The 21,476-nt window shown below is 48.2% G+C and carries 23 protein-coding genes; all 23 read left to right on the forward strand.

Features of this window, described 5'->3' with window-relative positions; genetic code table 11:
- Positions 1-37: 37 nt before the first annotated feature.
- The 23 genes from dprA (at position 38) to GNP95_RS11340 (ending at position 21,468) form a co-directional block, all read left to right on the forward strand.
- Positions 38-1,126 carry a DNA-processing protein DprA gene (gene dprA / locus GNP95_RS11230; protein ID WP_155610961.1) on the forward strand — a complete coding sequence of 363 codons (1,089 nt, stop codon included), beginning with the start codon at positions 38-40 and terminating at the stop codon, positions 1,124-1,126.
- A gap of 91 nt (positions 1,127-1,217) precedes the next feature.
- Positions 1,218-3,317, forward strand: a complete 2,100-nt coding sequence (topA, locus tag GNP95_RS11235) for a type I DNA topoisomerase (RefSeq protein WP_330163358.1) — start codon at positions 1,218-1,220, stop codon at positions 3,315-3,317.
- A gap of 47 nt (positions 3,318-3,364) precedes the next feature.
- Positions 3,365-4,690: a methylenetetrahydrofolate--tRNA-(uracil(54)-C(5))-methyltransferase (FADH(2)-oxidizing) TrmFO gene (trmFO, locus tag GNP95_RS11240; RefSeq protein WP_330163359.1), complete on the forward strand. Its 1,326-nt coding sequence runs from the start codon at positions 3,365-3,367 to the stop codon at positions 4,688-4,690.
- A gap of 76 nt (positions 4,691-4,766) precedes the next feature.
- Positions 4,767-5,309: an ATP-dependent protease subunit HslV gene (gene hslV, locus GNP95_RS11245; RefSeq protein WP_155610962.1), complete on the forward strand. Its 543-nt coding sequence runs from the start codon at positions 4,767-4,769 to the stop codon at positions 5,307-5,309.
- Between the two features lie 123 nt (positions 5,310-5,432).
- Positions 5,433-6,839 carry an ATP-dependent protease ATPase subunit HslU gene (hslU, locus tag GNP95_RS11250; protein ID WP_155610963.1) on the forward strand — a complete coding sequence of 469 codons (1,407 nt, stop codon included), beginning with the start codon at positions 5,433-5,435 and terminating at the stop codon, positions 6,837-6,839.
- Positions 6,840-7,239: 400 nt separating this feature from the next.
- Positions 7,240-7,647, forward strand: coding sequence for a flagellar basal body rod protein FlgB (flgB, locus tag GNP95_RS11255; RefSeq protein WP_155610964.1), 408 nt, complete (start codon positions 7,240-7,242; stop codon positions 7,645-7,647).
- 6 nt (positions 7,648-7,653) lie between these two features.
- Complete coding sequence (gene flgC / locus GNP95_RS11260; protein ID WP_155610965.1) at positions 7,654-8,103, forward strand: flagellar basal body rod protein FlgC; 450 nt, start codon at positions 7,654-7,656, stop codon at positions 8,101-8,103.
- 8 nt (positions 8,104-8,111) lie between these two features.
- Entirely contained in the window at positions 8,112-8,450 is a 339-nt protein-coding gene (fliE, locus tag GNP95_RS11265; RefSeq protein ID WP_213589407.1) for a flagellar hook-basal body complex protein FliE, read from the forward strand.
- Positions 8,451-8,482: 32 nt separating this feature from the next.
- Entirely contained in the window at positions 8,483-10,072 is a 1,590-nt protein-coding gene (gene fliF, locus GNP95_RS11270) for a flagellar basal-body MS-ring/collar protein FliF (RefSeq protein ID WP_330163360.1), read from the forward strand.
- A 23-nt stretch (positions 10,073-10,095) separates the two neighbouring features.
- The gene (gene fliG / locus GNP95_RS11275) at positions 10,096-11,100 is read left to right on the forward strand and encodes a flagellar motor switch protein FliG (RefSeq protein ID WP_155611299.1); all 1,005 of its coding nucleotides are present in this window, start codon (positions 10,096-10,098) and stop codon (positions 11,098-11,100) included.
- Positions 11,093-11,938: a FliH/SctL family protein gene (locus GNP95_RS11280; protein ID WP_155610967.1), complete on the forward strand. Its 846-nt coding sequence runs from the start codon at positions 11,093-11,095 to the stop codon at positions 11,936-11,938. The genes fliG and GNP95_RS11280 overlap by 8 nt, the downstream gene beginning before the upstream one ends.
- Positions 11,935-13,254: a flagellar protein export ATPase FliI gene (fliI, locus tag GNP95_RS11285; RefSeq protein ID WP_155610968.1), complete on the forward strand. Its 1,320-nt coding sequence runs from the start codon at positions 11,935-11,937 to the stop codon at positions 13,252-13,254. The genes GNP95_RS11280 and fliI overlap by 4 nt, the downstream gene beginning before the upstream one ends.
- A 10-nt stretch (positions 13,255-13,264) precedes the next feature.
- Positions 13,265-13,708 carry a flagellar export protein FliJ gene (fliJ, locus tag GNP95_RS11290; RefSeq protein WP_155610969.1) on the forward strand — a complete coding sequence of 148 codons (444 nt, stop codon included), beginning with the start codon at positions 13,265-13,267 and terminating at the stop codon, positions 13,706-13,708.
- A 46-nt stretch (positions 13,709-13,754) separates the two neighbouring features.
- The gene (locus GNP95_RS11295; RefSeq protein ID WP_155610970.1) at positions 13,755-14,687 is read left to right on the forward strand and encodes a MotE family protein; all 933 of its coding nucleotides are present in this window, start codon (positions 13,755-13,757) and stop codon (positions 14,685-14,687) included.
- A 52-nt stretch (positions 14,688-14,739) separates the two neighbouring features.
- Positions 14,740-16,146: a flagellar hook-length control protein FliK gene (locus tag GNP95_RS11300; protein ID WP_155610971.1), complete on the forward strand. Its 1,407-nt coding sequence runs from the start codon at positions 14,740-14,742 to the stop codon at positions 16,144-16,146.
- Positions 16,147-16,164: 18 nt separating this feature from the next.
- On the forward strand, positions 16,165-16,719 hold the full coding sequence (locus tag GNP95_RS11305; protein WP_330163361.1) for a flagellar hook capping FlgD N-terminal domain-containing protein: 555 nt from the start codon (positions 16,165-16,167) through the stop codon (positions 16,717-16,719).
- Positions 16,716-17,099, forward strand: coding sequence for a TIGR02530 family flagellar biosynthesis protein (locus tag GNP95_RS11310; protein WP_155610972.1), 384 nt, complete (start codon positions 16,716-16,718; stop codon positions 17,097-17,099). The genes GNP95_RS11305 and GNP95_RS11310 overlap by 4 nt, the downstream gene beginning before the upstream one ends.
- Positions 17,100-17,182: 83 nt before the next feature.
- Complete coding sequence (flgG, locus tag GNP95_RS11315; protein ID WP_155610973.1) at positions 17,183-18,001, forward strand: flagellar basal body rod protein FlgG; 819 nt, start codon at positions 17,183-17,185, stop codon at positions 17,999-18,001.
- A 75-nt stretch (positions 18,002-18,076) separates the two neighbouring features.
- Entirely contained in the window at positions 18,077-18,295 is a 219-nt protein-coding gene (locus GNP95_RS11320) for a flagellar FlbD family protein (protein WP_155610974.1), read from the forward strand.
- Between the two features lie 2 nt (positions 18,296-18,297).
- A complete protein-coding gene (locus GNP95_RS11325; protein ID WP_155610975.1) occupies positions 18,298-18,771 on the forward strand; it encodes a flagellar basal body-associated FliL family protein in 474 nt (157 codons plus the stop codon).
- Between the two features lie 41 nt (positions 18,772-18,812).
- Entirely contained in the window at positions 18,813-19,811 is a 999-nt protein-coding gene (gene fliM, locus GNP95_RS11330; protein WP_155610976.1) for a flagellar motor switch protein FliM, read from the forward strand.
- A complete protein-coding gene (gene fliY / locus GNP95_RS11335; protein ID WP_155610977.1) occupies positions 19,801-21,075 on the forward strand; it encodes a flagellar motor switch phosphatase FliY in 1,275 nt (424 codons plus the stop codon). Before fliM ends, fliY begins: the two co-directional genes overlap by 11 nt.
- Before the next feature lie 27 nt (positions 21,076-21,102).
- The gene (locus tag GNP95_RS11340; protein WP_155610978.1) at positions 21,103-21,468 is read left to right on the forward strand and encodes a response regulator; all 366 of its coding nucleotides are present in this window, start codon (positions 21,103-21,105) and stop codon (positions 21,466-21,468) included.
- Positions 21,469-21,476 lie beyond the last annotated feature (8 nt).

The following is a 21,476-nucleotide window of genomic DNA, read 5'->3' on the forward strand; positions in this document are numbered from 1 at the left end:
TTTCGGTTAAACACTTATTTGACGGGAGGAGCAGGAATTGGATAAACGGTCGATACTTATTGGATTGCACGAAAGCGAGGGGCTCGGCTGGAAGCGGATCGAGCATATATTGAGTCGGGACGAGGATTGGGTCCATGCTTTGGATTTTACTGCCACGGATTGGGTGGAGCGGGGACTTGGGGCGGAAATCGCTTTAAGGCTATCGAAGATACTAACAAAAAGCTGGATCGAGGAAAGGCTTGAGCAGTTGGATCGTAAGGGGATAAGTACGCTGACGATCTTTGACCCTATGTATCCCTTATTAATGAAGGAAAGCATCCGGCCCCCCTGGGTTTTATATGGCATAGGGGATATGGGGCTGCTTGCTCTGCCTTCCATAGCCGTGGTTGGCACTCGTCTTCCTACGGCTTATGGCCGGAAAGTTTGCACGGAGTTAACTACGGCGCTTTGCCGCCGGGGCATGGTTGTCGTTAGCGGGCTGGCTAAAGGAATTGACGGCTTTTGTCATGAAGCAGCATTGCGCTCCAGAGGCAAGACGGTGGCCGTGCTCGGGACGGCGATAGATGTCATTTATCCCCCGGAAAATGCTTCTTTATACCAAATGATCGGTGAGCAGGGGCTGATTTTGTCGGAATATCCGGTCGGTACGCCAGGACATCCCGGATTATTTCCACAGCGTAACCGAATTATTGCCGGATTAACATATGGAACAGTTGTCGTGGAGGCGGATGTCCGCAGCGGATCGTTAATTACGGCTGATGCTGCGCTGGAGGCCGGTCGCGACGTATTTGCAGTTCCAGGGCAGATCACCTCGCCCAAAAGCCGTGGAACGCTCGGCCTAATCAGGCAAGGGGCTAAAATGGTTACCGATGCACAAGATATTTTAGAGGAATATGATGTCTTGCTGTCTAATTTAGAGGAAAAGGAGGAAGAAATCGGATCAAATGACGAGTTGACAGATGAGCAGCGCCGCATATACCATATGTTGGAGCAGGATATTTCTACATTTGATGAACTGCTGATGAAAACGGAATGGGAATTTGGACATTTACATTCAGTTCTGTTATCTTTAATCATGAAAAAAGCAGTAGTCCAACTACCTGGTTCTGTTTATAAGGTAATATAGTCCATTCCTTGTTGAGAGTGGTTCATAAAATATGACTATATGACTTGTTTAAAGCTTTTTAGTTTGTAATGTTTGAGAGGAGGATGACCCTGTGGCGGATTCACTCGTCATCGTGGAATCGCCTGCCAAGGCGAAAACGATTGGCAAATACTTAGGCAGCAAATACATCGTGAAAGCTTCAATGGGACATGTTCGCGATTTGCCCAAGAGCCAAATTGGGGTTGAAGTAGAGAATGACTTCAGTCCAAAGTATATAACAATCCGTGGTAAGGGTTCTGTATTGAAGGAATTGAAGGATGCCAGTAAAAAGGTAAAGAAAATTTACCTCGCGGCTGACCCCGATCGCGAAGGGGAAGCGATAGCCTGGCATTTGGCTCATGCGCTCGATATGGATGAAACAGAAACCTGCCGTGTCGTATTCAATGAGATTACGAAGCAGGCGGTCAAGGATGCGTTCAAGACACCGCGCAAAATCAATATGGATCTCGTAAATGCCCAGCAAGCACGGCGGATTCTTGACAGGCTCGTTGGCTACAAGATCAGTCCCTTGCTATGGAAGAAGGTTAAGAAAGGCCTGTCGGCGGGAAGAGTTCAATCGGTTGCCGTTAAAATTATCATGGACCGGGAGAACGAGATTTCCGCATTTGTTCCGGAGGAGTATTGGAGCATAACAGCCAAGCTCAAGACGGGAGAATCTTCGTTCGAAGCGAAGTTCCACCAGCTTCGCGGAGAGAAGCTGGAGCTGAACAATGAAGAACAGGTAAATGGGATATTGAAATCGATCGAGGGTGCTGCATTTACGGTTTCAGAGGTGAAAGAGAGAGAGCGTCTCCGCCATCCAGCAGCTCCATTTACGACGAGTTCTCTGCAGCAGGAAGCGGCCCGCAAGCTGAATTTCCGTGCAGCTAAGACAATGTCGGTTGCTCAGCAGTTGTACGAAGGAGTAGATTTGGGCAAAGAGGGGACCGTAGGTCTCATTACTTACATGCGAACCGACTCTACGCGGATCGCCGAATCTGCGCAAACGGAAGCAAAGGAATATATTCTCGATAAATACGGCGAGAAATATGCGCCCGAAACGCCAAGGCAGTATTCGAAGAAAGCGGCTGGTTCCCAGGACGCGCACGAGGCGATACGTCCTACCTCCGTGCTTCGCGACCCTGAATCCGTAAAGTCCTTTATGAGCCGCGACCAGTATCGTTTGTATAAACTGATTTGGGAACGCTTTATGGCGAGTCAGATGTCCTCTGCTGTACTGGATACTCTCTCCGTGGACATCGCTGCAGGAGACGTTACGTTCCGTGCTGTTGGCTCGAAAATCCGCTTTCACGGCTTTATGAAGGTGTATGTGGAAGGCAATGACGATGGAACGACCGATGATGATAAATATTTGCCTCCGCTTGCAATTGGCGACCAGCTGCAAACCGAGGGAATTGAGCCAAAGCAGCATTTTACCCAGCCACCGCCAAGGTACACGGAAGCACGTTTGGTAAAAACGCTCGAGGAGCTGGGGATCGGACGGCCTAGTACGTACGCGCCTACCTTGGAGACGATCCAGAAGCGCGGTTATGTAGCGATAGAAGACAAGAAGTTCATGCCTACCGAACTCGGGGAACTAATCATTGAGCAGATGGAACAGTTTTTTCCAGAAATTCTGGATGTGGAGTTTACTGCGCATATGGAAGAGGATCTCGATCATGTGGAGGAAGGTTCCGAGGATTGGGTTCGCGTACTGAGCGATTTCTATGAATCGTTTGAGAAGCGGCTCGAAGTCGCTGAAGAAGAAATGAAGGAAATCGAAATCGAAGATGAAGTTTCCGATGAAATTTGCGAGAAATGCGGCAAGCCGCTCGTATATAAATTGGGGCGTTTCGGCAAATTCCTCGCTTGCTCCGGTTTCCCGGACTGCCGGAATACCAAGCCGATCATCAAGGACATCGGTGTGACGTGTCCGAAATGCAAAGAAGGCCATGTCGTGGAACGGCGAAGCAAGAAAGGAAGAATATTTTTCGGGTGTAACCGGTATCCGGAATGTGATTTTGTGTCCTGGGATAGACCATCTCCGAAGCCTTGCCCGAAATGCGGAGGGCTGCTCGTTGAGAAGCGCAACAAGCAAGGAGGCAAGCTGCAGTGCACGGCTTGCGATCACGTGGAGCCGATCGAGGAGAATGAAGATACCTCCGATGAATAGACGACAACTAGAACAGACCTACTGAAACACATTAGGGGGTAAATAGAGTGGAGCAATCAAAGAGAGTTACCGTTGTTGGAGCAGGGCTTGCCGGAAGCGAAGCCGCTTGGCAGCTCGCTAAGCGCGGCATCCCTGTAAGATTATACGAAATGCGTCCTGTCCAGAAGACGCCGGCTCACCATACCGATAAATTTGCCGAACTAGTTTGCAGCAATTCTTTGCGAGCCAACAGCCTGACTAATGCCGTAGGCGTCCTCAAAGAAGAGATGCGCATGCTGGGTTCATTGGTCATTGGAGCGGCAGACCGCAATGCGGTTCCCGCGGGAGGCGCCTTGGCGGTTGACAGAGACGGCTTCTCAGGCGAGATTACCAGGACGCTGCGCGAACATCCGCTGGTCGAGGTTATAAATGAAGAAATACAGGAAATCCCGGAGGACGGAATCGTAATCATCGCCACGGGGCCGCTGACTTCTCCGGCGTTATCGGAGCAGATCAAGCGTTTGACCGGCGAGGATTATTTCTACTTCTACGATGCTGCTGCACCGATCGTGGAGAAGGACTCCATCGATATGAACAAAGTTTACTTGGCATCGCGATACGATAAGGGAGAAGCGGCTTACTTGAATTGCCCGATGACGGAAGCGGAATTCGATGCGTTCTACGAGGCTCTTATTCACGCGGAAGTTGCCGAATTGAAAGAGTTTGAGAAGGAAATTTATTTCGATGGCTGCATGCCGATTGAAATTATGATGCGAAAGGGAAAGCAGACGGCTTTATTTGGGCCGATGAAGCCGGTAGGACTCGTGAATCCTCATGACGGCAAGCTCCCGCACGCGGTCGTTCAACTGCGCCAGGATAATGCGGCGGGAACGCTGTACAATTTGGTAGGATTTCAAACTCATTTGAAATGGGGGGAACAAAAACGGGTATTCTCGATGATTCCAGGCTTGGAGAATGCTGAATTTGTCCGTTACGGCGTCATGCACCGCAATACATTTATTAACTCGCCAAAGCTGCTTGAGCCGACGTATCAGCTGAAAGAGCGGCCAAGGCTGTTCTTTGCGGGGCAGATGACCGGTGTAGAGGGATATGTCGAGTCTGCGGCCTCGGGGCTGATTGCAGGAATCAATGCTGCATTGGCGGTAAATGAGCAGGACGGCATCGTGTTCCCTGAGGATACAACGTTAGGAAGCATGGCCAGATACATCACGACGGCTGATTTCAAGCATTTTCAGCCGATGAATGCCAATTTCGGTTTATTCCCGAAGCTGGACACCCGTTACCGTAAAAAGGCGGAGAAGAATGAAGCCCTTGCCCACCGGGCATTGGACAGTTTAAAGACGTTCATTACTGATTCCCGCTTACAAGGCTGATTCTTAGGAAGTATCGTCCTGTATAGCGCTTCATATAATGATATACGGGTACCCCTAAACAGAGGAGATGGATTGAATGATTCCTACTTTTCATGCAACGACCATATGTGCTGTTCGCCACAATGGCCAAGGAGCTATTGCGGGCGACGGTCAGGTTACGTTTGGCGAAAGCGTCGTGATGAAGCAGACGGCCAAGAAGGTCCGCCGCCTGTACAGGGGTCAGGTTTTGGCCGGCTTTGCCGGCTCTGTGGCCGATGCCATTACTCTATTTGAGAAGTTTGAGGCCAAGCTGGAGGAGCATCACGGCAATCTCCAGCGTGCCGCGGTAGAGCTGGCGAAGGATTGGCGCCAGGATCGGGTGCTCCGGAAATTGGAAGCCCTGATGATCGTTATGGACAAAACAGGCATGCTCCTGATCTCCGGCGGGGGCGAAATCATTGAACCGGATGACGATGTCCTGGCGATCGGCTCAGGCGGCAATTTTGCTTTGTCTGCTGCCCGTGCGCTAAAGCGTCATGCGGCTCAATTGGAGGCGAAGGACATTGCGCTTGAATCGCTGCTGGTCGCTTCTGAAATCTGCGTGTATACGAACAATAATATAATCGTCGAAGAACTTTGATGTGTGCCTGTTTCCGTGCCAAGAAGCTATGCCGGGAACAGGCTGCCATCGGCTTTCCTGTCCGGCCAACCGGACTTTTTTTCGTGGCATAGTCAAAAAATACCCTTCAAAAGGAGGATACTCATGACGAATTCTCAATTAACACCAAGACAAATCGTTTCTGAGCTGGATAAGTATATCGTGGGACAGAAGCAAGCGAAGAAATCTGTTGCAGTCGCTTTGCGCAACCGTTACCGCCGCAGTCTTCTCAGCGAAGAGGTGCAGGATGAAATCGTGCCCAAGAACATTTTGATGATCGGACCCACGGGTGTCGGAAAGACAGAGATTGCCCGGCGGCTTGCGAAGCTGGTCGGGGCCCCTTTCATCAAAGTGGAGGCTACGAAGTTTACCGAGGTCGGTTATGTCGGAAGAGACGTAGAATCTATGGTCCGTGATTTGATTGAGACTGCGATTCGCACGGTGAAGCTGGAGCGTACCGAAAAAGTAAAAGATAGGGCTGAGGAACTAGCCAATGAAAGGCTAGTGCAAATTCTTGTGCCTTCCAGCCATAAAGCCAAAAACAACCGAAATCCGTTTGAAATGCTGTTTGGAAACCAGCATGCGAGCGAGACTCCGTCGGCGGAAGAGGCGCAGGAAGACAGCTCGCTAGCCGAGCAGCGGCGCCAGGTTCGAGCCAAGCTGGCTGCGGGACAAATGGAAGAAGATACGGTTGAGATTGAAGTGGAAGATACGGCGCCGAACATGCTGGATATGTTTGCTGGTCAAGGCAATGACCAGATGGGAATGAATATGCAGGAGATGTTCGGAAACTTCCTTCCGAAGCGTACGAAGAAGCGTAAGCTAACGGTCAAGGAGGCGCGTAAAGTACTTACACAGGAGGAGGCGGGCAAACTCATTGATCATGATGACCTCGTACAAGAGGCGGTTGCCCGTGCCGAACAGTCCGGGATTATTTTTATTGATGAGATTGATAAAGTAGCCAGCCGCGGAGGCGGCGGCTCAGGACCGGATGTGTCTCGCGAAGGTGTGCAGAGGGATATTTTGCCGATCGTTGAAGGATCGACGGTGATGACTAAATATGGACCTGTAAAAACCGACTATATTTTGTTTATTGCTGCCGGTGCATTTCACGTGGCTAAACCTTCGGATCTGATCCCTGAGCTTCAGGGGAGATTTCCGATTCGGGTTGAGCTGAACAGCTTGTCCCAAGAGGACTTCGTTTCGATTCTTACTGAGCCAAAAAATGCATTGACGAAGCAATACACCGAGCTGCTGCGCACGGAAGACATTGAAATAGATTTTTCCACTGAGGCGATTGCCGAAATCGCTCAAATTGCCGCCTCTGTTAATGCCAATACCGAGAATATCGGAGCAAGACGCCTGCATACGATCCTAGAAAAGCTGCTGGAGGATTTATCATTCGAGGCGCCAGAGCTTACGCTTGAAAAAATGACGATCACTCCGGAGTATGTACGCGAGAAACTAGGCGATATTGCCCAGGATCGCGATCTCAGTCAATTTATTTTATAACTCCGGACATCTTCCTAAACCGCATAAGAAAGCCATTTGAGGCCGTTAGTCCCATGAAATTGGGGCTGCGGCTTTTCTTCTTTTTCCGACAAGTATAATCGGCATAAGGTCATACCTAAAAATGTCGATTTTTCATAAAAATATTGAAAATTATTCAAAAAATGCATAATTAATCGTTAAAATCTGTAAAGATAGGGCTTTTTTCTTATTGTAATAATGTCGAATCTGCTTGAAACTTAGGATATATGACATTAAGCTGTTTTTTGAGCAAATAGGACAATAGAAAGACTATCGAAACGGTTTATTGTCGAAAAAAAGAGGAATTTGCGAATATGTGTGGAATTAGTTGTGAGTCGAGAATTAGAATGAGGAAATTTAATCAATTAAGGGGGATAGGAAGATGCAGCTACTAAATGGCGTAGGCTTTCAAAGGCTCGAAAACGCGATTCAGGCTGCCAGTACTAGGCAGCAAGTGATAGCAGATAATATAGCGAACGTGGATACCCCTTATTTCAAGCGTTCGAACGTATCTTTCGAGACCTTGTTGCAGAATGAGTTGAACGGCGGAATGCCTGCTCTCCGGGGAAATCGGACCGATTATAGGCACTTTGTCATAGGTTCCTCAGGGAATGTGCCGGAGCCCAGAATCGTGGTCGATGACAGAACAGCAATGAACAACAACCTGAATAACGTGGACATCGACAGCGAGATGAGTTTGCTTGCGGAAAATAAACTTAGGTACGACACGTACATAGAACAGTTGAATTATCAAGTCAAAATGAAGCGCGTGGCTACAGAAGGGAGATAATAAGCTTTGAAAATCAGCGACAGTTTCAGTATTAGTTCTTCAGCACTAACAGCGCAGCGCCTTCGTATGGATGTTATCTCCTCCAATATCGCCAATGCCCGAACAACACGCGCCAGCATGGAAAATGGCCAGCCGGTTCCGTATCGGCGGAAGACGGTTGTCATGGCACCCAACAAAACCGATTTTGGTACTACACTGGATTCGTTATTGGGCAAGAAACCCATTAGCCAAGGGGTAAAGATTACTCAGATTACGGAAGATCAAACGCCATTCAAGCCGGTATACGATCCGACGCATCCCGACGCTGACGGCGAAGGCTATGTCTACATGCCAAACGTAGATTTGATGAAGGAAATGGTAGACATGATTTCAGCCACACGGTCCTACGAAGCCAACATCACCGCACTGAACGCCAGTAAAGCCATGATTTCAAAGGCCCTGCAAATCGGTAAATAACCAGTCAAATTGAAGCAGTCAGGAGTTGGGAAGAATTGATCCAAAACAATATTAGTCTGAATACGATTCAAAGGTTAGAGGCCGCAACAGAACCGGTCAAACCAACAGTAACATCTCCTTCAGAAGCGATTAAAAATTTCAGTTCATATTTGACTGACGCGCTGAACGGAGTAGCCGCACAAGAAAACAATGTACAACGAGTCAATGAGCAGTTTCTCCTTGGTCAAGCGAATGTTGATCAGGTCATGATCGCCTCAGAGCAAGCACTGTTAAGTTTGCAGCTCACTACGCAAGTACGGAACAAAGTGATCGAAGCTTATCAAGAGATTATGCGTACGCAAATTTAATGAAACTAGCAAGCTGTGGATGAGGTGACATTGTGAATGAGAGAATCGCCCAATACCGGGACCGATTGACCGGATATTGGAATAATTTCAGCAGTAAGCAAAAAACGCTATTAATATCGACGATAGCGATCATTTTATTGGCAGTAATATTGTTGACGATTCAGTTTTCTAAAACGGAATATGAAGTAGCTTTTACAAATTTGGATTCTACAGATGCAGCGGGCATCATAAATCACCTTGAAACAAGCGGTATTCCTTATAAGTTAAGCGCGGATGGAACTAGCATTTCCGTGCCTAGCAAGGAAGCGTCTCGTGTGAAAGTGGACGTAGGCTCACAGGGTATCGTGAAAAACGGCTCTATCGGCTGGGAAGCTTTTAACGAGAGTTCTTCCCTTATCGGTATGACGGACAATGAATTCAGCGTGAAGTATAGAAGCGCACTCAATGGTGAAGTGGAGCAGCTGCTGAAGCGTATGAAGGGTGTGCAAGATGCAAAGGTTCTGATTAACTTGCCGGAGGAAAATGTATTCGCCAGTCCGGAAGAACAGCAGAAGGCATCCGCTTCGATCGTCATCGGCTTTAAACCGGGATATCGTCCTAATCAGGAAGCAGTGGATGGATACTTCAACCTTGTGAAGACATCCATACCTAACCTGCCGATCGAGAATATTTCCATCTCCTCCAGTGATGACACTGTACTTTTGCCTACGGGGCAAGGAGGCAATCTTGGTTCTCTTACGACCGCTGTGCAGGAGAATATGGCTCTACAGAAAAAGTTTGAAAGTGATGTAAGCCGAAGCGTTAAACAGTTTCTTTCCAAGTTGACGGGGCCTGATAAAATCGAGGTTCTAGTAGCGTCAACGCTTAATTTCGATCAAATTATTGAGAAAAACAACCTTGTTACCCCCGTTGATACCGAAAATATGCGGGGAATTGAGATCAGTGCCCAAAGAATTCAGAAAAGCTATACCGGCCAAGGTCAAGGCAATCAGGATAGCGGAATTCCTGGCACCGGAACTGAAGACGTACCGGGTTATCCTGCTGAAAGCAGCGGTACCGGTGTAAGCTCCGAAGAATCCTCTTCCACGATTAACTATGAGGTCAACCGTATAACCAAGGATATCGTAGCGAGTCCTTATGTTGTTAAAGATTTAACCATTAATGTAGCAGTTGAACCACCTGTTGGACAAGATTCTTTGGATCAAGCCACCCAGGATGCAATTGAGAACATATTAGCGAATATCGTCAGATCTTATCTTGCCGATTCAGGTACTACTTATACAGACGCTGAACTCCAGCAAAAAGTTGCTGTTTTCTCACAAACTTTTCATGGATCTGAAGAAAAAGCTGCCGGCCTTGCCTTATCTAACCCATGGGTTTGGGGTGGGGCGATCGCAGTCCTGCTAGTGGGAGCTGGGATTGGAGCGCTTGTGTTCCGTCGTCGCAAAAAAGAGGAAGAAGAGGAAGAAGAGCTGCCGCTGCCTTTACCTCCTGAATTCCCGTCGATCAACTTGGATACTATTACGAACGAAAGTCAAGTGCGTAAACAGCTCGAAACGCTGGCGAAGAAGAAGCCGGATGAATTTGTTAACCTGCTGCGCACCTGGCTGGCAGACGAGTAGAGGTGAACGTAGTGTCAAAAACGATGACTTCTGGTCTTACCGGAAAACAAAAGGCGGCTATTTTGCTAATAACGCTCGGTCCCGAAGTGTCAGCGCAAATATTCAAGCATTTACGTGATGATGAGATAGAGCAGCTGACGCTCGAAATCGCTAACGTCCGTAAAGTGGACAGCAGCGAAAAAGATATGATTATGGCAGAATTTCATCAGATTTGCCTTGCTCAAGAATATATCACGCAAGGGGGCATTAATTATGCCAAAGAAATTCTGGAGAAAGCATTGGGTTCCACCAAAGCCTTCGAAATCATTAATCGCTTGACGGCAACGCTGCAAGTCAGACCCTTTGATTTTGCCCGCAAGGCGGACCCTAATCAAATATTGAACTTTATCCAGAATGAGAATGCTCAGACGATTGCGCTCGTATTGTCATATCTGCAGTTTGAGCAAGCAGCAGCGATTCTTTCTTCGCTGCCGCAGGAGAAACAGGCGGATGTGGCCCGGAGAATCGCTATGATGGACAGCACTTCTCCAGAGGTTATTTCCCAAGTAGAGCGGGTGCTGGAGCAGAAGCTATCGGCTACAGTAACGCAGGACTATACAAGTGCTGGCGGTATCGAATCGATTGTTCAAATTTTGAATGGGGTCGACCGCGGTACGGAGCGGACAATTTTGGACTCCCTTGAAATTCAGGATCCTGAGCTCGCAGAAGAGATCAAAAAGCGGATGTTCGTATTTGAGGATATCGTCAATATCGATAACCGTTCGATTCAGCGGATTATTCGCGACATCGAGAATTCCGATTTGCAGCTTGCGCTTAAAGTGGCCAGTGAAGAAGTTCGTGAAGCGGTATTCCGCAACATGTCCAAACGCATGTCGGATACTTTCAAGGAAGAAATGGAATATATGGGGCCTGTGCGGCTTCGTGATGTGGAAGAAGCTCAAACTCGTATTGTAGCAACGATCCGCAGATTGGAAGAAGCCGGAGAGATCATTATAGCCCGCGGCGGAGGAGATGACATCATTGTCTAATTTGATTAAGGTGTCCCAATATGTACCGGTCGACATTCTCAAACAATTGAATCTGGGGAAGGCATACGAATCCCCCCAGGATCAACAATTAGATGATGACAACTCTGAGGCTCCGATTCAGACGGTTTCAGCTGAAGATATAGCGGCTGAAGAGGCAAGGCGGCAAATGCTCAGCGATGCTAAAGAATTCGCCGAACGGCAAATCAGGGAAGCCTCGGAACAAGCGGAGAATATGCTTGCCGAAGCCAAACTCCAGATCGAAGCATGGTGGCAGGAGCAAAGAGAGCAGGATGAACATTTGATCGAAGCCCTCAAATCGGAGGGGTTCAATCAAGGATATGAAGAAGGCAAGCAGCAGGCAGAGCAGTCGCTTCAGGCAACGATAGAGCAGATGATGAGCGAGGCGAGCGCTGTGCTTGAGCAAGCTTATTTGGAAAAAGAACGGATTATCCAGGAAGCGGAACCGTTTGTTGTGGAACTGAGCTGCTCGATTGCGGAGAAAGTGATCGATAAGCAATTAGGCCTAGAACCGGACTATGTACTGGATCTCGTCAAGAGGAGCTTGTCCAGAAAAAGAGAGCAGGGCGTAATCACGCTCTGCGTCTCGCCGGCTCAATTTGCTTTTGTTCAGGCAGCGCGTGAAGAGCTCAGCCTAGTCATCGATTCGCAAGCTGAACTTCAGATTTTACCCGATGCGACAGTTCAGGATCGAGGCTGCGTAATTCGTTCCTCTTTCGGAAGCGTCGACGCTAGAATCGATACACAGCTTGCCGAAATCAAAAAGGAACTCCTACGGATTTCACTCGATAATGAAGACTACCCGGGGACAAGCTCATGATGAAACTTGATACAGCGAAATATATTGATCATCTAAGGCATATGGACCCGATACGAATTAATGGGAAAGTGACGCAAGTTATTGGACTGATGGTTGAATCCGAGGGACCAGATGCGAGCATCGGCGACCTTTGCTATATTTATCCGAGCAAATCCTCGGAGCCGCTTAGAGCCGAAGTCGTTGGTTTTCGGGACAATAAAGTACTGCTCATGCCTCTTGGGGAGCTGCAGTCGATCGGCCCGGGCTGTGACGTGGTTGGTACAGGGAAGCCTTTAACAGTGCAGGTCGGCTCAGAGCTGCTCGGGAAAGTGCTTGATGGACTTGGCGAACCGCTGGACGGCTCGTTGATTCCAGCCCGAATGGGTCACTATTCCACATATAACAAGCCGATGAATCCGCTGACCCGGCCTCGCGTCGCCCAGCCGATAAGCATTGGTGTTAGAGCCATCGACGGGTTGCTTACGATTGGCAAAGGACAGCGCGTCGGCATTTTTGCCGGCTCCGGGGTAGGTAAAAGTACGCTGATGGGCATGATCGCCCGCAACACCTCGGCCGATGTCAATGTGATTGCGCTTATCGGCGAACGGGGTCGCGAGGTTCTAGATTTTATTGAACGCGATCTTGGCCCGGAAGGCTTGGAGCGATCCGTCGTTATCGTCGCAACCTCCGACCAGCCGGCCTTGATTCGGATGAAGGGCGCTCTGATCGCTACGACCATTGCCGAATATTTCCGTGACCGAGGTCTGAATGTCATGCTGATGATGGATTCCGTAACCCGGTACGCCATGGCACTGCGCGAGGTTGGACTCGCCGTAGGCGAGCCGCCTGCGATGAGAGGGTATACCCCGTCGGTATTCGCAGCCTTGCCGAAGCTAATGGAGCGTGCGGGAACGGGGCCGGTCGGTTCAATTACGGCATTCTACACCGTGCTTGTCGACGGGGATGATATGAACGAGCCTATCGCGGATGCGGTGAGGGGGATTTTGGACGGACATATCGTGCTTAACCGGAATATCGCGAACAAGGGACACTTCCCCGCGATTGATATTTTGGCAAGCATCAGCCGTGTCATGAAGGATATCGTGCCGGAAGAACAGACCGAGGCAGCGGAGAATCTAAAAAGATTGCTGTCCGTGTACAGAGATTCTGAGGATCTGATTAATATCGGAGCATATCAGCAGGGTTCCAACGATGAAATTGACGAAGCCCTGGAATATATCGATAGCATTTGGAGCTTTACCAAGCAGAAGGTGAACGAGAAATCCACATTGTCTGAAGTACAGGAACGTTTAATTGCTGAATTTGCGAGGAGATGACGAGTAGAGGATGAAGTTCCGTTACGTCTACCAGAAAGTTGTCGATTTGAAATCCAATCAGAAGACGCAGGCTGAATGGATGTTATCTGCTGCAGTCGGCCAGTTGCAGGCGGAGCAGCGTTCCCTCGAATTGCTGGAGGAGGATAAGGTACGAACCTTTACGGCCATTCAGTCTGCAATGGAGAATAAAGCATCGATGATCAAACTTCAGGAATTGCAGCTTTATATGGATTATTTGGAGAATTGCATTGAAAGCAAGCTAGGCGACATCCGGCGTGCTGAAGCAAATGTTGAGAAGAAGAAGGCCGTGTTGAACGGTAAAATGCTGGATGAGAAAGTCTGGCTCAAAGCAAAAGAAAAAGCTAAACACAAATATCAGCACGAAATGCTTCTTCGGGAACAAAACGAACTGGACGAAATAGCTACGGTCCGGTTTGCCATGAAAGCCCGGTAAGGAGTAACACGGGCATCAGCGATGGGTTTGCGAAGGAGGGAATGGAATGGCGCAGGCTGATTTAGAAGAAGATTTGGAATCGGGTGGCGGGTTTGCCAGATTTTTGTTTTTCGTGACGCCGATTTTATTTACGGTTGTTCTGCTGGCTGTCCTACTGACGTTGTTTAATATGAACTTCCGGGCTACGATGATCGATTTTGGCAATAAAATACCGATTGTCCGGAATTTTGTGCCGGATCCGGAGGGTGTCGAAGCAGCGGGGGATAACGAAGAGGATAAAGCAAAAAAACAGGCCGAGAGCACAGAAGCAACTGTTAAGGAATTAAAGGATCAGGTTGCCCAAAAGGATGCGGAACTGGAAGAAGCGAACCGCCAGGCAACAGCGCAGGAGGATAAAGTAAAGCAGCTTCAGGCTCAACTGGATGCCGCTCTAACGGAAGCGATCGAGAAGGAAGAGACCGCTAAAGATGAGGCCTATCAGAAAGAAGTTAAGAAGCTGTCCCAGCTTTACGCGCAGATGAGTCCCAGCAAGGCGGCAGCCATTTTAGAGAAATTAACCATAGAAGAAACGCTGCAAATGCTCAGCTTAATGAATAATGAGAGCAAAGTAGCCATTCTCGAAAAAATGGATCCTGCCAAGGCGGCGGATATCTCAATCCTGCTTAAGGATGCCAAGCCTGCTGATGACATGGCGATTGCCGCTTTGCAGTCCAGGCTGAAAAAGGATGCCGAATCCTCCGCTCAAGCGGCGGCTTCCACAGCAGGGCTGGATGATAAGCAGCTAGGTCAAACCTTTGCGGGGATGTCGGCAGACGCAGCTTCCAAGCTGATTATCCAGACACATAAAATCAGTCCGGACAAAGCGTTGAAAATTTTGAATGCCGTAGACGATGGAACAAGGTCCAAAATTCTGGCGGCCATGACGAAAGAAGATGAAGAGCTTACTGCTAAAATTTTGAATAAGCTTGTAAGCAAATGATTTATTAGGTGAAGTGACACTCGTATTCTTGGGGAAAGGAGGTGAATATAAAATGAGTCAATTTATATCCAACTTATCCGCAGGAAATGCTGCCGCTGGAGTAATGGTATCTGCAAACGGCAAAGCAGGCGGAAGCCAGGCTGCTGGCCAAGCATTTGACCAGACTCTAGTAGCCATGCTGCTTGGAAATGCTGGATCCGCTGAGGGAGGAGCTCCACTGCAATCTTTAGGACTATTAGGATTAACGAATTCGGACGAGCAGCAGACGGCTGATGCCGAGCTTCTGAATCTGCAAGCGGTAATCGACGGATTGTTAGGGCAGTTGGACGAGCTGGATCAGGCCATGGAGAATGACCCTTCTTTATTGTTTGTTCTTCAGGCATGGCTGCAAGGAGTACAGCTGATTATTGAGCCAGCACACGGCGATGCTGCAGTTGTCAATGGAGCTGACGGCGCTCAGATTTCAGTTCTAGCCCAGCATCCAGAGACAATGCGCTTTGCGATTCAAGATGCATTGGTACAGTTGATGAATACTTCCGGCCAGCTAAGTGGGGCTAACTCTTCGATTCTGCCGTACCAGCAGTTGCTGGAAGTGCTGCAGCAAGTTCTTGGTGCGCGTCAAGCAGCAAACCTAACCCTTGATCAGCCGAGCGGAGGAAATACAGCGAATGCCAATTGGGCATCCATTCTGGACAACAGCATTCAAACGATCGTTAGCAATGCTTCCAGCCAGACGGCCGGGAATAGATCGAACCAGCAGTCCGCTGATTCCCAGACAGCTCATACGATTTTGGCGAGTCATGCAACTCAGAACATAAGCAAAGGAAGCTTAGTTCAGGTGGCAGGCGCGGCTGAAACTACAGGCGTAGCTGATGCAGAAGAATTAGGGAATGTGCTTCATACAGGCAATGTCGTTACAGCAGGACAACTCGCCATGCGAGACGGCCTTGCGGCTCCTGTTAAACCGCCTGCGCCTCCGGTGCCAGTTGAACAGTTCGGCAAAGAAATGGGAGCATTTCTAGTCAATAAGTTCGAAATCATTAAGCTTCAAGGTATGTCACAGGCCAGAATATCTCTATATCCGGAGCATCTTGGCCAGGTAGATGTGAGAATCACCCTGCAAAACGGACAGTTAATAGCCCAGTTTGTTACGGAACACGCCTTTGCGAGGGAATCTCTTGAAGGCCAGATGGCGCAGTTGAGATCGGCGCTGCAAGCGCAGGGGCTGCAAGTAAACAAGCTGGAAGTGACGCAAAACTCTTCGTTGTCCTCCCATATGTATCAAGATGGTCGCCAGCAAAGCAGCGATGCGCATCAGCAGCAGAACAACAAACGTCGCGAAGTTCGCGAGGAAGATCTGTTAGCTTTGGGAGATTTGAATGACGAATGGAATGATTGGATTTCTGAAGTGAGAACTCGGGAAGAGAATTATGGAAGTTCCTTTGTCGCCAGAGTTTAATGGAAAGGAGGAAAAGCCGTGTCTAATTTCCCAAATGTCTCTTGGCCGGGCTATTCAGCACAGAATGTTACAAGCAAAAGCCAAGAAGACAATCAGACGCTGGGCAAAGACCAGTTCCTAAAAATACTTATTACCCAGCTGCAGAATCAGGATCCGATGCAGCCGCTGCAGGACAAGGAATTCATCGCTCAGATGGCAACGTTCACTTCGGTTGAGCAATTAATGAATATTTCCAAACAGCTTGATGTTATGAACCAATCGTTAGGAACGGTATCGGGATTGATTGGCAAGCGGGTATCCTGGATCGAAACGGAATATACTGGCGAATACGATATCCAGACGGGTAAAACTACTGTCACCTCGAATGGCAGCGGAATCGTCGAGGGAATTGTTATTCGGGATAATGTCCAGTATGCCAAAGTTGGGGACAAAGAAATTAAGCTGTCAGATATTCTGGAAATTGATGAAGCGCCAGTTCCTGGCGATAATCTTGTCGGAGAAGAATCGGATACAGAGGGATCTGCACAGTCAGAAAATCAGAACAGCTCTTTAGATGGAGCTGACTCGCCATGAATGAACCAATCCGCATAGGCAGCTTGTACCCCGGAAGAATTCAACCGAATTCGCTGGCTCAAGCCAAACCTACGGGAACGGCTAAGCCGCAGGATGCAACGTTTGAGGAGATGCTGCAAAACCGGTTGCTTCATTTCAGCAATCATGCTGTTAAACGCCTTGAACAAAGGGGAATTCAACTGCATCCGGAACAGCTTCATCAGATTGAATCGGCTATCGATAATGCGGCGGCAAAAGGCGCCAAAGATTCGCTGATTTTATTAAAGGATATGGCTTTGATCGTGAACGTCCATAATCGAACCGTTGTTACTGCCATGGACGGGAATAGCATGAAAGACAATGTATTCACGCAAATCGACAGCGCCATAATTATTTCTTAACTGGCTGGCCCGGAAACGGAGAGCCAACAAGTCACCGACCGACTGAAGTGGCTTAATCAAAGTTCCAAGGAGGAATTGACTAAATGATAAGATCGATGTATTCGGGCGTATCAGGAATGCGCGGGTTTCAAACTAAACTTGACGTCATCGGCAACAATATCGCTAACGTGAATACGGTAGGGTTTAAGGCGGGCCGGGTCATGTTCAAGGACATTATGAGCCAGACGGTTTCCGGTGTTACCGCTCCAACCGATGACGGAATGGGCGGCATTAATGCGAAGCAAATCGGACTTGGCGTGTCGATCGGCTCCATTGATACGCTTCACATGGCCGGTAGTGCCATGACGACGAACAATCCGCTGGACTTGCGAATTGATGGGGACGGCTTCTTCATGGTTTCCTTAGGTGAAGATCAGGAAGCGCCATTCTTGACCAGAGCAGGGGATTTCCATTTGGATGCCGCCCGTCAACTGGTAACTTCCGATGGATTGCGCGTTTGGAGTGCAGACGGCGCTCCGCTTGAGCCGCTGGACGAGGAGGTAGTAGCCTTCACGATCGCGCAGGATGGTACGATCATGATGAAGATGGCTAATGGTGAAATTGAAGCAGGCGAGGCGATTGGGGTGGCTCGTGTGGTTAACCCTGAGGGCTTGGAGAAAATCGGCGGAAACTTGTACCGTTTGAGCCCGAACGCTAACCTCGATGACCTGGAGCCAACGACAGGAAACAACGCTGAATTAGGAACCGGTGCGATCATTTCTGGACAGCTTGAAATGTCCAACGTTGATTTAACTGGTGAATTTACAGAAATGATCGTTGCGCAACGCGGATTCCAAGCGAACTCCCGAATCATCACGACTTCGGATGAAGTGCTGCAAGAAGTAGTAAACCTGAAGCGTTAATTCGCTAAATAGCGGGGGAGGGTAGCCCTTCCTCCGTCTCATCATCATAATACGGTTCCCGAATGGAGGGTTTACATGATATCTGTAACACGTTTGAATGGAACACAAGCATGGTTGAACGCCATTATGATCGAAACAGTAGAAGAAACACCTGATACATACGTAACCCTCGTTACGGGTAAACGTATGATCGTGCTGGAGAAGGCCGCCGACATTATTGCGAAGGTGAATGAATACTACACTGAGATCGGTATCCATGCAGCAACCATTAAAGTGCAACAAACGGAGGAATAGTCATGAAGAAAATGGCGCCTTGGCTAATTACGATGCTACTCGCAATCACTTTAATCGTAATGGCAGCTTTCCTGCTTGTGAATCAAATGACTAAGCCTAATTCAGGCAATGAAGTCAACACAGCAGTACAAAATGTAGGCCATCCAGCACAGCTGTCAGCGGATGAGCTGGTGAAAGTTACATCGTCCATGGACGGAATCAAAACGAATTTGTCGGATCCGAATTATGTAGTCGTTATGAACTTCGCATTCCAATTGGATCGGGAATCGTCCAAGGAATCCTTTGACAAAATTAAAGATTTCAAAATCAAACCGATTATCATCAAGACGCTTGCCGACACGAAGCCGGAAGATCTGATCGGCGCTAAGGGTAAAGATAATTTGAGCGCGAAATTGTTGAATTTGATCAATACATCACTGCCTGAAGGGAAATTGATTCAAATCGATATTACAGAATTCATTATGCAGGCTATTTAGATCAATATCGATCGATTAAATCCTTGAAGGGGGTGAGATGTTTGGTAGATGTATTATCGCAGAACGAAATCGATGCACTGCTCGCCGCGTTGTCTTCTGGTGAAATGGATGCAGAGGAACTGAAAAAGGAAGAAACGCAGAAGAAAATCCGGGCCTATGATTTTAAACGGGCGGTAAGGTTTTCCAAAGATCATATCCGCAGTTTAACCCGGATTCACGAGAATTTTGCGAGATTTCTTACCACCTATTTTTCAGCGCAGCTCCGTACATTTGTCCAAATCAACGTCGTTCAAGTCGAACAGCTGCCTTATGATGAATTTATACGTTCTATACCCAAAATGACGATTCTTAATATATTCGAAGCAGAGCCATTGGAAGGAAGAATGGTGCTCGAAGTTCATCCAAACGTCGCATTTGCTATGCTGGATAGACTGCTTGGCGGGATTGGAATGGCTCCGTCCAAAATCGGGTCTTTGACTGAAATTGAGACGATTATTATGGAACGAATTTTTAGCCGGGCTTTTGAAAGCCTGCAGGAGGCTTGGAAAACCGTCATTGACATTAGTCCGCGAATGGAAGGATTGGAGACGAATCCTCAGTTTATGCAAATCGTTTCGCCTAACGAGACGATTGCCCTCATTTCGCTGAGTACTAAAATCGGTGACACGACGGGAATGATCAACTTATGTATTCCGCATGTTGTCATCGAGCCGATCATGCCGAAGCTCTCGGTTCATCATTGGTTCGTATCCCAGAAGAAGTCGCGTGTTCCCGAAGAGGTGGATGCTCTTCGCAATCGCGTAAACAAAGCTAAACTGCCGATCGTTGCTGAACTTGGTGAATCACAACTTACGATTCAAGAATTTTTAGGGTTGTCTGTCGGAGATGTGATTTCCCTAAACAAGCCTGTTCATGACGGGCTCGCCATAAGAGTCGGCGACAAACTGAAATATATCGGCAGTCCGGGTACGCTTAAAGACCGAGTCGCCGTTCAAATTGACGAAATTGTCAGCGAAGGAGTTGAGGAACTTGACGAGTAAAGATTATTTGTCCCAAGAGGAAATTGACGCTCTGCTTAAGCAGGCAAATAGCGATTCACCGTCCGAACCGACGGTAGATGATTACTTGACACCGCTCGAGCAAGATGCTTTGGGCGAAATCGGCAACATTACTTTTGGCAGTGCTGCTACGGCCTTATCAACTTTGCTTAACAAAAAAGTTGATATTACAACTCCAAAAGTTTCTATTATAACACGTTCACAATTCGAAACCGAGTTTCCTAAGCCTCATGTAGCGATTCATGTCCAATATGTCGATGGATTCGAAGGGATTAATTCTCTGATCATTAAGACAAAGGACGCACAAGTCATTGCAAATCTTATGCTTGGCGGAGACGGTAATCCGGCTGAAGAAGAATTAAACGATATTCACATTAGCGCCGTTCAAGAAGCAATGAATCAAATGATGGGTTCCTCGGCGACGTCGATGTCGACGATCTTTAATCGGTTCGTTAATATTTCGCCGCCAGGCGTAGATATATTGAACATGTCGAATGGAACCGGGGTGGGAAGTCTGCCTCCCGATGAGACACTCATTAAAATTTCATTCAGGCTTACAATCGGAGATTTGATTGATTCGACAATCATGCAGCTTCTTACGGTCAAGTTTTCGAAAGAAATGGTAGACAGCCTGATTAACGGTGCTGTTACAGAATCAACCTCTAGAGAGAGTGCGGCTGCAGCAGCGCCAGCACCAGCTCAGGCACCAGTTTCTGCGCCAGCACCATCGCCAGCGCCAGCAAGCATGCCTACATCCTTTGATGAGACGCCTGCTTATACACAGCCGCCGGCACAGCATCCAACGGGACCCGCTGCTCAGCAGCCTCCAATGATGCCTCCGACGCAGGATCAAGGCTATTATCCGCCGCCGCAAGGACAGCCATATCACGAGCCGCAGCATTATGGCGGAATGCAAGGGCGCAACTTAAATGTTCAGCCGGTGCAATTCGCTAATTTCGGGGCTCCTGCCTACGGACAGGTGGATGAGAATAATTTAAATTTACTGATGGACATACCCCTTAAAGTCACCGTAGAATTAGGAAGGACCCAGAAGCAAATTAAGGATATTTTAGAGCTGTCCCAAGGTTCGATTATCGAGCTGGACAAGCTTGCCGGCGAACCGGTAGATATTCTTGTGAACAACAAACTGATTGCCAAAGGCGAAGTTGTCGTCATTGACGAGAACTTTGGCGTACGTGTGACAGATATTGTGAGCCAATGGGACCGAATTCAAAAATTACAATAGTAGAAGTTTAGGGAGGATTTTAAATCAATGGCAAACCGAATTTTAATCGTAGACGATGCTGCTTTTATGAGAATGATGATCCGCGACATTTTGACGAAAAACGGTTTCGAGGTTGTAGGGGAAGCACAAGACGGCGCGCAGGCTGTCGAGAAGTTTAAGGAGCTTCAGCCGGACCTTGTTACTATGGACATCACGATGCCTGAAATGGACGGCATTGCCGCGCTCAAAGAAATCAAACAACTAGATCCGAATGCAAAAGTTATTATGTGCTCGGCTATGGGTCAACAGGCGATGGTCATCGACGCGATTCAAGCCGGTGCCAAGGACTTCATCGTTAAGCCGTTCCAATCCGACCGGGTTATTGAAGCAATCAATAAGACTTTAGGTTTGTAGGATAAATA

The sequence above is a fragment of the Paenibacillus woosongensis genome, from assembly GCF_009725165.1.
GTDB lineage: Bacteria > Bacillota > Bacilli > Paenibacillales > Paenibacillaceae > Fontibacillus > Fontibacillus woosongensis.